Annotated in this window: 13 protein-coding genes; 6 read left to right on the top strand and 7 right to left on the bottom strand. The window is 39.1% G+C overall.

Annotated elements, in window-relative coordinates:
* Positions 1-121 precede the first annotated feature (121 nt).
* Positions 122-1,063 (top strand): LacI family DNA-binding transcriptional regulator, encoded by a 942-nt coding sequence (locus F564_RS19855; protein ID WP_051259581.1) that lies wholly within the window; start codon positions 122-124, stop codon positions 1,061-1,063.
* Between the two features lie 83 nt (positions 1,064-1,146).
* The gene (prfA, locus tag F564_RS0105910; protein WP_028121809.1) at positions 1,147-2,235 is read left to right on the top strand and encodes a peptide chain release factor 1; all 1,089 of its coding nucleotides are present in this window, start codon (positions 1,147-1,149) and stop codon (positions 2,233-2,235) included.
* Between the two features lie 90 nt (positions 2,236-2,325).
* On the opposite strand, the gene F564_RS0105905 is transcribed toward prfA, so the two are convergent.
* Positions 2,326-2,751: a DUF6146 family protein gene (locus F564_RS0105905; RefSeq protein ID WP_028121808.1), complete on the bottom strand. Its 426-nt coding sequence runs from the start codon at positions 2,749-2,751 to the stop codon at positions 2,326-2,328.
* A gap of 198 nt (positions 2,752-2,949) precedes the next feature.
* Here F564_RS0105905 and F564_RS0105900 point away from each other — a divergent pair, with 198 nt between their 5' ends.
* A complete protein-coding gene (locus F564_RS0105900; RefSeq protein ID WP_028121807.1) occupies positions 2,950-3,135 on the top strand; it encodes a hypothetical protein in 186 nt (61 codons plus the stop codon).
* Here F564_RS0105900 and F564_RS0105895 read toward each other — a convergent pair.
* On the bottom strand, positions 3,132-4,337 hold the full coding sequence (locus F564_RS0105895; protein WP_028121806.1) for an endonuclease/exonuclease/phosphatase family protein: 1,206 nt from the start codon (positions 4,335-4,337) through the stop codon (positions 3,132-3,134). The two genes, F564_RS0105900 and F564_RS0105895, sit on opposite strands and share 4 nt — an antisense overlap.
* Before the next feature lie 308 nt (positions 4,338-4,645).
* On the opposite strand from F564_RS0105895, the gene F564_RS0105890 reads away from it, so the two are divergent.
* A complete protein-coding gene (locus F564_RS0105890) occupies positions 4,646-7,525 on the top strand; it encodes a carboxypeptidase-like regulatory domain-containing protein (RefSeq protein WP_028121805.1) in 2,880 nt (959 codons plus the stop codon).
* Positions 7,526-7,537: 12 nt separating this feature from the next.
* Positions 7,538-8,968 (top strand): DUF5689 domain-containing protein, encoded by a 1,431-nt coding sequence (locus F564_RS0105885; protein ID WP_028121804.1) that lies wholly within the window; start codon positions 7,538-7,540, stop codon positions 8,966-8,968.
* A gap of 51 nt (positions 8,969-9,019) precedes the next feature.
* On the opposite strand, the gene F564_RS0105880 is transcribed toward F564_RS0105885, so the two are convergent.
* From F564_RS0105880 to F564_RS0105865, 4 genes are all read right to left on the bottom strand, one after another.
* The gene (locus F564_RS0105880) at positions 9,020-9,613 is read right to left on the bottom strand and encodes a DUF4126 domain-containing protein (RefSeq protein WP_034980862.1); all 594 of its coding nucleotides are present in this window, start codon (positions 9,611-9,613) and stop codon (positions 9,020-9,022) included.
* Positions 9,614-9,708: 95 nt separating this feature from the next.
* Positions 9,709-10,083, bottom strand: a complete 375-nt coding sequence (gene rnpA, locus F564_RS0105875; protein ID WP_028121802.1) for a ribonuclease P protein component — start codon at positions 10,081-10,083, stop codon at positions 9,709-9,711.
* A 7-nt stretch (positions 10,084-10,090) separates the two neighbouring features.
* Positions 10,091-10,816 (bottom strand): tRNA threonylcarbamoyladenosine dehydratase, encoded by a 726-nt coding sequence (locus F564_RS0105870; protein ID WP_028121801.1) that lies wholly within the window; start codon positions 10,814-10,816, stop codon positions 10,091-10,093.
* Positions 10,809-11,432, bottom strand: a complete 624-nt coding sequence (locus F564_RS0105865; protein ID WP_028121800.1) for a TatD family hydrolase — start codon at positions 11,430-11,432, stop codon at positions 10,809-10,811. The genes F564_RS0105870 and F564_RS0105865 overlap by 8 nt, the downstream gene beginning before the upstream one ends.
* 268 nt (positions 11,433-11,700) lie before the next feature.
* On the opposite strand from F564_RS0105865, the gene F564_RS0105860 reads away from it, so the two are divergent.
* Positions 11,701-12,330 carry a TetR/AcrR family transcriptional regulator gene (locus F564_RS0105860; RefSeq protein ID WP_028121799.1) on the top strand — a complete coding sequence of 210 codons (630 nt, stop codon included), beginning with the start codon at positions 11,701-11,703 and terminating at the stop codon, positions 12,328-12,330.
* Here the strand turns inward: F564_RS0105860 and F564_RS0105855 are convergent, their stop codons facing one another.
* Positions 12,331-13,437, bottom strand: a complete 1,107-nt coding sequence (locus F564_RS0105855; RefSeq protein ID WP_028121798.1) for a serine hydrolase domain-containing protein — start codon at positions 13,435-13,437, stop codon at positions 12,331-12,333.
* Between the last annotated feature and the right edge of the window lie 114 nt (positions 13,438-13,551).

Here is a 13,551-nt window from a genome sequence, read left to right as displayed (position 1 = left end):
TAAGTTTTTAAAATAATTAACAAAATTTAACTTTTACAAGCTTTTAATTTAACATTTATTAACAAAATTTTATCCTAATAATATCACTATATTTTCCCGAATTTTACTTTCAAATGCCAAAATGAAAAGAGTTACGATAAAAGATCTAGCAGAAATGCTCCAAATTAACATTTCTACAGTGTCCAGAGCACTCAGTAATCATCCGGATATTAGCAATGCAGTAAAGCTACGAGTCAAGGAAGCCGCAGAATTACTAAATTATCGTCCAAACGATTTTGCTGTCAATTTTAGAAAAAGATCATCAAAAACAATTGGTCTCATCATCCCGCAGATGTCTCTCTTTTTTATACCGGCAGTGATAGAAGGGATTTCAAAAACACTCGCGAAAGCAGGTTTTAAGGTTTTTATCTTGTCCTCAGAAGAATCCCTTGATAAGGAGAAAGAAAATATGGAGATCTGCTGTAACTCCAACGTAGAAGGCATCTTGATATCTGTCAGCAAAAACACCAAAAATTTGGATCACCTCTGCGTTGCCAATGACTTGAAGATCCCTATCGTTCTTTTTGATAAAAGCCTTTCTCAGGATCAGTATCCGCAGGTCATCTTTGATAGTGAACAAACAGCTATGCAATGTGCAGAAAAATTAGTCACATATGGCTGCAAAAACATTTTGGCTATATATGGTGATGAGCAGCTGGACATTACCATCAACCGGAAAAAAGGATTTGAGAGAATCATCCGTGCATATCCTACAATTTCTTACGATTACATTTTCGCTGATTCTTCCTATAAAACAAAAGAAAAATTACTGGAAACCGATGGTTTGGAAAAGATCGACGGTTTTTTTGCAATGAGTGACGAAACACTCCTTGGGCTCAATCCGGTGTTGCAAATGAGGAACATTGATCTCACGCAGAAAAAAGTGGTAGCCATCAGTGAGGGTGTTATCCCGCCGTATCTTCATCCGCTCTTCGAATATGAAAAACACAGCGGATTGGAAATGGGCATTCTGAGTGCAGAAAAATTATTGGCAATCATCAAAGAAAATGCTTCGGCAACTTAATTTTTTGACTCACTGAAAAGCTGATAACAGTTTGTTTACATTAATAATATCAAAAAGCTATCTTTGCACTTTAAAATTTTTATATGTCTAAGTCATTAATTCCAAAATTGGAAGCGATAAAACAACGATATAATGAGGTTGCAGAACTCATCATCCAGCCAGATGTGATCACGGACCAAAAAAGATATTCCACACTCAACAAAGAATACAGCGATCTGGGAAAGATTGTCAAAGTATTTGATTTATACAAAGGTGCCCTTGATACGATTGCAGAATCTGACGAGATCATAGCAGACGGTTCTGACAAAGAATTCGTAGAAATGGCCAAGCAGGAGAAGTATGAAGCCATGGATAAACTTCCAGAATTTGAAGAACAGCTAAAGTTTCTCCTGATCCCGAAAGACCCTACCGATGACAAAAACGTCATTGTCGAACTTCGTGCAGGAACTGGTGGTGATGAAGCGGCGATTTTTGTAGAAGACGTTTACAGAGCCTATGCGATGTATTTCAAAACCAAAGGATGGAAGCACGAGATCACAGATTCTAGCGAATCTACAAAGGGCTACAAAGAACTGATCCTGAAAGTGGAAGGCGAAGGCGTTTATGGGATTATGAAATTTGAATCCGGCGTTCACCGTGTTCAGCGTGTTCCGGAAACAGAATCTCAGGGACGTGTGCATACATCGGCTATTACGATTGCTGTTTTGCCGGAAGCAGAAGAAATTGATTTTGAACTGAATCCCGCAGATATCGAGATGCAAACCTCCCGTTCCGGAGGTGCTGGTGGACAAAACGTCAACAAGGTAGAAACAAAAGTCCAGTTGACACACAAACCATCCGGGATGGTCGTTGTTTGTCAGCAGGCACGTTCTCAGTTGGCAAACAGAGAGTTGGCGATGGAAATGCTGCGAACCAAGTTATATGATATCGAAGTTCAAAAATCTGTTGGTGATATTGCGGCTCAACGTAAATCGATGGTTTCTACAGGTGACCGTTCTGCAAAGATCAAAACATACAATTACCCACAAGGAAGGGTCACAGATCACAGGATCAACAAGTCTATGTACAATTTGGATGCTTACATGAATGGTGATATTTCTGAAATGATAGACGCGGTCATCATGGCAGAAAATGCTGAAAAGCTAAAAGGAGAGGAAGAAGGCATCTCTTAATTTAGATTTTAGACGTTAGAAATTAAATCAACACATTTAATTTGAAATGACAGGTAAAAGGTTCAATGAAAATTCTCATTGAACCTTTTACTATTTAACTTTATCAATGCCACGTAATCCGGTGAATTGGATGCCGTACTTCCAATTACAATAGGCAAAGAATTGGTACATCCTGTATTCGAAATCCAAGCCGTATTTTTCCGAAGGATCATAATCTATAGCGACTTCGTAAAAATTACGGTTGATTCCGGCATAGAATCTGGAATTCCACTCGTTAACCAAAATCACATTCCTGGCTTTCAGGCTGCTTTCTGTAAACATCGATATGGGTTGCACTCTTGTTGCAACAAAGGTCTCATACCCAGCATCGAAAACGGTAACTTCCCACTCGTCAGCAGAGTCTGCCTTCTTTTGGGCAGCGATGGCTGGTTTTTGGTCTACTGCTGGCTGTTTTGAGCTTGTTGCGCAGGACCACGTGAAGGCAGAAAATATGGCGATGGCGATTATATTTTTCATGGTCAAGATATGTTTATTGGTATTTTAATTTTTTTTACTAATGTTCTAAATTCAGCATATTCTTACCGAAACTAATTTGTAAAGTCTGAGAATGTCTAAGTTACGTAAGTTATTTTAAAACTGGGCTTTGAAAGTCGAATCTCTCGCAGCCCGAGCTGGGTAGAGTTCATTTTTTTTAAGGGAAAGCTGTGGCGAAAAATGAGCGAAAACCCTTCCACTTCGCTCAGCTCAGGATCAACTACAGGCGGAAAAGCGGGCATATCCATTTTCAAAAAGCAGTTTCGACAAAGTCAAATAGCTGCTCTAAAAAATACAACCTTGATTCAACAAAAAAAACCGTTCCAAAAATTTGAAACGGTTTATATATTAAATAAATGGTATTAAGGTGTTGGGTCTTTTTGCAAGACAACAAATGCCGGAAAGTGATCGGAATAACCGCCAGTGAACTGGTCGCCACTCCAAGAACGGAACGGATATCCTTTGAAATTGCCTTCTTTTGTAATGAGATAAGCCGGCGCATATACCTCTGCTTTGAAAACGGTGTAATCTTTTCTTACTTCTTTTTTTGGTGCATATAAGTTGGACGAAACGATGATCTGATCAAACAGGTTGGGCGAATCCTGGTAGGCCAGAGATGCTACACCATTTTTATATAAAGGATACATCAGATTCAGGTAATGGTTTTCTTCTGAAAGATCTTTTGGGTTACCTACAGCTTTCAGGTAGTTTTTCAAACTTGGGCTCACGGGATCATCATTGAAATCTCCCATTGCAAACATTTTGGTAGAAGGATCTAAGGCTTTTACGCTGTCCATCACTTGCTTCAATGTTGCAGCAGCAGCGTTACGTTTTGGTAGTGAAGCGGCTTCTCCACCTCTTCTGGATGGCCAGTGATTGATAAAAAATGCGACTTTCTCGTTGTCTAGAAAACCTGTCATTACCACAATGTCTCTGGTGTACTCTCTTTTTCCTTCGCTTCCAAAGATCTTCACTTCTTTTTTCCAAGATTTGGATGGGGAAAATCTTCTTTTCTGATAGATGAAGCCCACATCTATACCTCTGTAATCATAAGAATTATAATGAACAACGCCGTAATCATATTTTGCAAGGGCCGGTTCTTTTACAAGATCTTCCATCACCTGACGGTTTTCTACTTCTATCAAACCGATCACCACAGGCGCCGTGTTGGTGTAAGCTCTTCCCATTTCTGAGATGACTTTTGCCTCGTTTGCCAGTTTTTGTTTATAGATCTTATCATCGTAGTTTTTGCTACTTTTCGGGGTGAACTCCTCAGAACCACCTTGGATTCTTACCACTTTTTTACCTTTAAGAGCTTCGTCGTTCCAAGGGCCTGCATAATCTTTTTCTGTAACCTCCAGATATTTGATAGAGTCCAATGGCACACTTCTGTGGAAAGCAGGGTTGCTGATATCCTTTGTCCCATCTATATAATCAGCGGATCGAACGGTGTCCCACAGGTTTTCAACATTCAGAAATCCTACGGTAGCAGCACGCACTTGCTTTTTTTGTTGTGCAGCTACTAAGGAGATACTAAGAATAGTAATCAAGCGTAAAATATTTTTCATAAGCAAATTTTATTGTTTTTTTATAGTCTTATGGCACCGCCGACAGTTCCAAATAAGGTTCGATTTTTGCAAAACAGGGCGGTTTCATAAATAAAACATGTAGGGTACAAAAGTAATTTTTTTTGGATTGTCGCAAAATAAAAATGATAAGTTTTTATTGATGAGCAGTGATGTTGCAAATAATTGATAATTTGTTAAAATAAATAAAATGTTAAAAAGTATTAATTATCTAAAATTTATTTACATTTGCCTTCCGTGTATAACGGACTGTATATTAGAAAAAAGAGCAAACAAAACCTAATTGATTTATGATTAAAAAACTATCATTAATCTCCTTATTCACAATGCTTCCAGCATCATTTTATTATGCGCAGACTACGGTTTTTGCATACCTGAAAGATGCTGATGGGAAACCTATCGAGAAAGCACAAGTAGATCTAAAAGGAGAAGGTAATGGTGTTTCGGCAGACAAAATTGGATATTTCCAGTTTGTAGATTTGAAAACCGGACATTATCAGATTGTGGTATCAAAATCCAATTTCGAAACGAAAACTTTGGAATTTGATATCACCACAGAGAAAAGAAAAGACTTGGGGGTCATTACCCTTTATTCTTCATTAACCGGTGCTGATCAAGGGCTTGCAATCCTAGACAATGGCGATGAAGAAGGCGGAGGCCAATCTTCAACAGTTGGATTATTACAATCTTCTCAGGATGTTTTCAACAGAATTGCAAGTTTTGACCTAGGTGCCTATTGGTTCCGACCGAGAGGTGTAGACGGAAGAACTTCTGAAAACATGCTGAATGGTGTTTCTATGGTAAAATCTGATAATGGCAATGTAGATTTTTCTAACTGGGGCGGTCTTAATGAAATTGTAAGATACCCGGAGATTGCTTCCAACCATTCTCCATCAGAGTATGCATTTGGAGGATCTAGCGGTGTGGTTTATAAAAACACAAAAGCCAGCGAGTACAGAAAAGGCTTCCAGGCGGTTTATTCTATTACCAATAGAAATTACAGACAAAGAGTCTCTTTGAGATACACGTCTGGGATGTCAAAAAGCGGATGGGCTTTCACATTAATGGGAGCAAAAAGATGGGCAGAAGAAGGGATCCAAGAAGGTACTTTCTATGATGCTTATGGAACCTACTTGGGTGTCGAGAAAAAAATCAGCGACAGACACACCATTACTTTCAACGCTTTTGCAGCACCTACGAGAAGATCCACTTCTAGTCCAAACACACAAGAAGTTTACGATTACAGAGGTGTACATTACAATTCTTACTGGGGTTGGCAAGATGGTGAAAAAAGGAATGAAAGAGTTAGAAAAACATTTCAACCTCTTTTCCAATTACAGGATTTTCTGAAGATCAATAAAAATTCCAATCTATGGACTTCCGTTTCTTACCAGTTTGGTAAAGACAAAGGATCTAGGCTAGATTGGCAAAGTGTACCAAATCCTTCCCCTACCTATTACAGAAACCTTCCAAGTTATTTCGGATCTTTGAATCCCGAGGCATTCGTCTGGGATCCTAATTCCAACAATTATCTTGCAGCAGGAGATGCTTACCAGACCTCAAAAGCGGCTTGGCAAAATGGCGACCCAAATGTAACGCAAATCAACTGGAACAGACTCTATGCAGCAAATAAGGGACAGGCTCCTATTTCGCAATATGGTGTAACGGGCAAAAGAGCACTTTATTATCAGGTTAATGACGTAAGCGACGATAAGATTTGGAACGCGGCAACGCACTACACCTATAATTTTACAGACAAGTCCAAGTTCATGTTGAACATCTCATATCAGAACTACAGATCTGAGCTTTACAGAGAGGTGAATGATCTACTAGGAGCAGATTTTGTACTCAATAGAGATCCTTTTGCAGCAACTAATAATCCTGGTACTTCTGCATTATACAATGAAGGAGAAACGGATATTGCTAAAAAAGAAGGCGATCGATTGCTGTATAACTATATCTTCAGAAGGCAGGAAGTAAAAGTAAATCCTGGTTTCAAATTCTCAGAAGGTAAATTTGATGTGTTTGTATCAGGTCTTGCAGGTTACTCAACTTCCAGCAGAGAAGGATTATTCAAGCATTATCTCTACAAGGACTCATTCGGAAAAAGTAAGGATTTTGACTTCTGGAATTTTGGGCTGAAAGGTCAGATTATTTATAAAATCAATGGAAGAAACTTCTTGGTTTATAATGGTTCTTTCTTTTCTCAAGCACCATATCTAGAGGATCTTTTCATCAATCCTAGACTTAACGCATCTATTGCTCCTAATATCAAAAATACGGTTGTTAACGCCAATGATTTGAGTTATGTCATCAATTCGCCACTGTTCAAAATCAGAGCTTCCGTCTATTTGATTGATACTCAAAACGAAACAAGTGTTCAGAGATTCTTTGCAGATGGTATTCAGATTGACAATTCTATAACTGGAGGTACCACAGATAGTAACACGGGCGGACAGTATATACAGAGTGCTTTTGTAACTCAGGTAATGTCTAATGTTGAGAAAAGAAATATCGGGGCAGAACTTGGAGTAGATTATAAATTGTTACCAACTCTATCTTTACAAGGTGTTGCCAGCTACGGACAATACACGTATCGCAACGATCCGAATGTTTACTTTGCATCTGATGCGATCGGGGTTTTTGGAAACGGACAGTCTTTTGTAGATTTCGGGAAATCGAATCTCAAAGATTACAAACAAGGAGGAACACCTCAGATGGCATTCTCTGCGGGATTCAGATACAGCTCTCCAAAATACTGGTGGGTTGGAGCAAACTGGAACTACCTGGACAACAACTACCTGGATCCTTCCGCTTTGCTAAGATCACAGAGTTTTCTACAGAACAGCAACTCCGGTACGCCTTATGTAGGTGCGGATGATGCAGAATTGAGAAGATTATTGGCACCAAATAAATTGCCAGCTGCATATTTCATTAATGCAAACGTTGGTAAGTCTTGGTTGATTGGCAAATATTATTTATTAATCTCAGCGAGTGTAAATAATATTTTTGACAATACTAAATATATTACAGGAGGTTTCGAACAAACTAGAAATGTTAAGTTTGATGGTTTCCAGGAAGATTTTAATAGAAGTCAAACACTATTTGGTCCGAAGTATTGGTATACACAAGGGCGTTCCTATTTCGTAAATTTACAAGTAAGATTTTAAAAATTTAAAATAATGAAAACATATACTACAATCAAAACATTGGTTTTTTCTGCAATTGTTGCAGTAACCTTGACTTCGTGCGTCAAAGATGATGACTGGAATACGCCAGAAATCACTTGTAACAATAGGTTTGACACACCTACAACTACGATGGCAGCATTTGCAGCATTAGCTCCTGCAGCGGCCACTGGCAGTACCTACAAAGTTCCTGCTACTGGAGCACCTGTGATCTTTGATGGCTATATTGTATCTTCCGATGAGAGTGGTAATTTTTACAAAACAATCTCATTCCAAGATAAAACCGAAAATCCAACCATTGGTTTGCAAATGGAAGTTGATAAAGCTTCGAACTACGCAGATTTTCCTGTAGGAGCACACGTGCGTATCAAAGCAAACGGATTGGTTGTTGGATGGGACAGAGGAACCATCAAAATAGGATCTCTAGATCCTACCTATGCTATCGGCAGAATTCCAAGCATTCTTTTGACAAGATATCTTGCGGGCGTATGTAATGGAAGCAATGGACTGGATGTTGCAACCCTTGTTCCTACAAAATTGGCCAACTTGAATGCCGCAAAAGCAGAAAAATACATCAACACCCTAGTTCAGGTTTCTGATGTTCAATTTACATTAGATGATCCTACAAAACCGCCTGCATATATCAACTACGTTGCCGGAGTGGGACAAGATACAGACAGAAATATTGAAGGTAAAAACGGTAACACAACCATTATTAGAAACTCTGGCTTCTCTACCTTCGGATCTACTCTAGTTCCAGTGAAAAGTGGAGACTTGACTTTTGTTGTTAGTCGATATAATGCTAATTTCCAAATGTTAATCAGAAATACCAACGACGTTAATTTCACAAAAGATCGATTTGCTACAACACCTGGAAATCCAGGAGGACCAGAAAACCCTTCTACTACTGCAGTCAATCTTTTCCCAGGTTCTGACTTTGAAAATTGGGCTACTTTCATCTCTAGTGTTAATAATTTTGGTTTAAAACCTTATGCAACGCAAGGTGTAGGACTTGGATTCAATGGAACGAACTCTTTACAGCTTAAAGGAACGCCAACGGCCAATGACTATGTATTTACCTCCACAGCAGCAGCCGGTTTACCTACTAATCCAAAAAGAATTACGATGTATATCAAGGGAACAGCAACAGGTAAGTCACTTTCATTTAATGTTTATAAAACAACAGGAACACCGGCTTACTACACCTATAACCTAGGCGTGTTTACAAACAGCACGATACTGAACGTTGCAGATGCCAATCAATATACAGGATCTATCAATACCAACGGCGAATGGAAATTGATTGAAATAAACCTCGTAGGTGTTACGGGTATTAACTTAGCTTCTGGTAAAGATATGTTTGCCATCAAAACAGGTTCTGCTGGAGTTTATGACTTACAGATAGACAATATTAAAATAGAGTAATCACTATTAAAATAAGTACAGAAAAGACCGCCACTCGCGGTCTTTTCTGTTTTAAAATATGCCAGAATTCTGCGTTTTCATCTTCCGCCAAAGTCTCCTTCCAAAAAACAAAACGAGAACAATTAATGCAATAGCGAATATAAAAGCAATCACAGGCAGAAAGATAGATAGTACAGACATCAGTCCAGCACCCATTGTTTCAGTAGTCGCAACCACATTATTCCCTATTCCGCCAGTGGTGGCTGTGGACGCGGCTCGTGTTCCTGCAAAGCCTGATGCTATCGTCGCAGCCGTTCCGCCACCAGCAATCAATGCCAAAGCCCATTGTGGAAAAGTTCCCAATTCCATAAACTGACTGGCAAATAAAACAGATCCAGCAATCGTCGCCAAAGGAATAGATAATGTATCAAGGAAGTTGTCAACGACAGGAATATAATAAGCCAGAATCTCTATTACCGTGGCAACGCCAGTGGTAATAAGAGTTGCTAATCCGGAAAGCCATTCGAAGTTGTCACTCATTGGTATCAATCCCAAATAAGAAGCAAGACTCACAGCAAATAAGGGTAGAAAAACCCGGAAACCAGAAGCCGCAGCCAATCCAATTCCGATAAAAGTGCTCAGTAAGTAAGGTAAAATCTCAGCCATTTGTAATATTGTTTGAGAATAAAATTACAAATAAAAACAGATGCAAAGTCAGAATTAGTTAAAATCTAACTTCTAATCTCACATCTAGCGACTCTTTAAGATTCGGATTTCTTTTTGCAGAGATTCAGAAACTGTTTTTCCACGACAGAAAAATTCTCCGGCATTTCCTTTGAGGCCCAGAAAAGCATCACAATAGATTTTTCACCGAAAGCTTCCAGATAAACAGATCTGTTTAGCCGATAAGACTCTCTTAGCAAGCGTTTTATGCGATTACGATCTACCGCCCTTTTGAAAAACTTCTTCCCAACAGAAACACCAACTCGATGATTAGGAACAGAAAAACTTTCAGAAGATTTAATATGAATTACCCGGATATTATCCACAGTCAGCCACTTACCTTTCTTAAAAAGATGGTCTATTTCTGATTTCCGTTTCAGTTTTTCGTGGGTGGGGAAACTGTTTATTTTCATCAAAACATTATTCTCTTCCAGTTAAATAATTAATGACTTCAGCTGCGGCATACAGTCCGAAAATGGCAGGGATAAAACTAATGGTTCCATAAAATGACCTTTTAAAATTGGTACCGTCCGTCATTTTCAAGCTGTCTTCATCCTGTAATTCTGTAGAGAAAACACATCGGAAACCCTTGTCAATTTTCTCTTTTTTCAGGCGTTTCCTCACCTGTCTTGCCAGCAGGCAGTTGTTGGTTTTATGAATATCACGTACCATCACTTTGCTGGGATCAGACTTTCCGCCAGCGCCCATAGATGAAACCAGTTTGGTTTTGGTTCTTCGGCAAGCAATGATCAACGCGATTTTTGGAGTTAAGGAATCAATACAATCCAACACATAATCGAATTTTTCGGATCGGATGAGTTCATTCATCCTTTCCGGCTCCAGAAACTCATTAAGTTTAGTCAGATCAAGTCTTGGATTGATGTCCATCAAACGGTCTCCAACCAACTCCACTTTATGCTGTCCTACCGTTGAGTGTAATGCTGGTAACTGGCGGTTGATATTGGTAATATCTACCACATCGCCATCTACAATGACCATTTTTCCAATGCCGGCTCTCGCCAAAAATTCTGCTGCGAAAGACCCAACACCGCCCAGACCTACCACCAAAACTTTAGCGTTCTGAAGTTTTTCGATGCCTTCTTCCTTGATCAATAACTCGGTGCGTTCCAGCCAAAATTTATCCATTACTCACAATTTGATCTAGATTTTCCCACATTTGATCTTTTAGGTTTTCCAAAGAGATTGACTTGATCTCGGCTACTTTCTCATAGAGCTTAGTGATTTCAAAATCAGCATCATCCGTTTCCATAAATAATCTTTGGATGGGAAAAGTCTTAATTACTTTTTGCAAAGATAAGTTTTCTAATGCTGCTTTTCCAAAACTGAGGTAAAAGCCTGCATCTCCAAGTTCTTTTGCAACGTTTTCTTTTTTATTGAAACCATGGACCACCAGAGGAACTTTGGCACTTTTATAATGCAAAATTTGGGAAAAGCGCCTCACACAATGGATAATGATTGGCTTTTTGATCTCTTCTGCCCAGGTCATATGCGTTTTAAAAACTTCATTCTGGAGATCTTCATTGACGGCAATCAATCCGTCCAGTCCACACTCGCCAATGGCAAGGCAGCTTTCTAAAGACGAGATCGTTTTTATTTTTTCAAAATCGGATTTCCAGTTTTGCGTGATATCTTTTGGGTGCAAACCTGCAGAGAATTTTCCACTCGGCAATTCCTCATTCACATTCAAATTATAAATTCCGTTTTTTCCCCGTTGATGGTGATGAAAATCTAAAAAATCCATAGTCAAAGATAAGAAATTAAAGTTTTTTGGAAAGTCGAAGTAAAGCAGCTTACTCCAACTTCATTTAGCATAAACCCTCTTTGCGGAGCTGGTTTTTTATGATTACAGATGTCTGTAGTAACCGTGAAATCTTTTGGCAAAGTAGCGGCAACTGAGGACGGTTACAATGGTACAAATTTTATTTAAAATCGGATACAAAGCATTGCATAATAATCTATTGTAATTAACCAAAATAAGTATTAATTTTACATTCTATCGTTCAAAATAAATGAAAAAAAAATTTACTGATAAGCAGATAAAAATCCTAGATGTTGCAGAGGAATTGATTGCCAAAAAAGGCTTCGATGGGACTTCTGTAAGGGATATCTGTACCAAAGCCAACATCAATGTGGCGATGATCTCTTATTACTTCGGTTCTAAGGAAAAGATGATGTCTTATCTGTATCAGTACCGTGTACAGCGTACCAAGGAGAGCTTTTCTGAGTTTGCACAGACGATCAAAGAGGGAAAACCAGAAATGCAGATGAAGGAGATCATCAATTATATCGTCTCGCTGCTTTTCAAATACAGCTATTTCCACGGTTTTATAACCCAGGAGATCAGAACGCAGGATAATGTCAAGGATGATCTTCTCGAGTTCTATCAGATCTGCGTGGCCAGGTTGGATGACCTTGTCAAAAAAGGAATTGTCTCGGGTGTTTTTCACAATGCGCCAAAATCGGAAGATGTTTTGACGATGATCATTGGTTCTACCCTTTTTGTCATCCGAAACCGAAGTTTTTATGAACTTTACATTCCCGCAACCAACGAGGCGCAGTATATGAAAGAAGCAGAGCAAAAACTGAGGAGCAGCATTCTGTTAAGTGTTTTTGCGCTGTTGGATTACGATGCAGAATAATTATTTCTCTGCGAGTTTGAGGGCTTCACTGATGTAAAATTCAACTTCTTTGGGGCGGCTTTTAGAATCTTTTTTTTCGCCTTCCTTGTGTCCTAATCTTACCACAATCATATCATATTCCGGCACTACGATCACATATTGGCCATAAAGTCCGTAAAGATAGTAGTGATGGATGTGGGTGTCATAGTTGATCCATATTCCTAAGCCGTAAGCACCATTGGACTGTTCCGCAGGTGTGATCATTTTACCGATAAAATTTTCATCAATCAAAGGCATATTTTCGAACTTTCCTTTATTGAGAAGAAGAGATCCCAATTTGGCAAAATCTCTTGCATTGGACTGGATGCAGCAAAAGGTTTTTTCTACGCCTGTCTCATCTGTTGACCACGCTGCGTTTTGCTCCATTCCCAGCGGCTTCCAGAGCTTCGCCGAGGCATAATCGGCCAATGGCATTCCCACGGCTCTTCCCACCGCAAATCCCAGAAGTTGAGTGGCGCCACTTTGGTATTCAAATTTTTCCCCTGGATTCTGTTTGAACTTTTTCTGAAAAACAACATCGGCTAAAGCAAACCCGTAATAAGAGGCTGCATTGGGGCCGAAGGGATTCTTATAATTCTCTTTCCAATCCAAACCGGCTTCCATAGAAGCTAGATGCTCCAGCGTGAGTTGACTTCCAAATTCTTTCTCAGAAAACTCGGGATAGAAATCAGTAAATTTCTGATTCACATTCATGATTCTACCGTCATCAATTGCCTTCCCCAAAAGTAAAACCGTCACTGTTTTGGCCATAGAGAAAGAATTGCTGGCGGTGCTTCTTTTATAATGATCCCAATAATGCTCCTGCAGAAGTTTCCCGTGCTGTATGACCAGAAAAGAAACAGACTCTGTATCTTTTAGGTGTTTTTCCAATTCCTGAGATAGCGGCTTTTTGTTATAATTGATATCTGCAGGCCAAGGTTTTGGGTTTCCTTTAGAAATAATGTGAGAGGGGAAATATGTCCCATCCGCTATCGTAGAGCTTGACTCGCCCTTAAGATAAGTCAGTCTGATGCCTTTGAAAAGATAATTGTAGCCGGACATGTAAATGATCAGGATTATGGCGGCCATTAGTAAAAGAAATATATTCAAAGGTTTTTTCAACATCGCAAAATACTTTCTTGTAAAAATAAATTTATTTTCCGCAAATAACGATAAATTTGTTTGGAATGATTTTCGATTTTC

Source organism: Epilithonimonas tenax DSM 16811 (assembly GCF_000428485.1).
Taxonomy (GTDB): domain Bacteria; phylum Bacteroidota; class Bacteroidia; order Flavobacteriales; family Weeksellaceae; genus Epilithonimonas; species Epilithonimonas tenax.
This window is presented reverse-complemented; position numbering and strand designations above follow the sequence as displayed.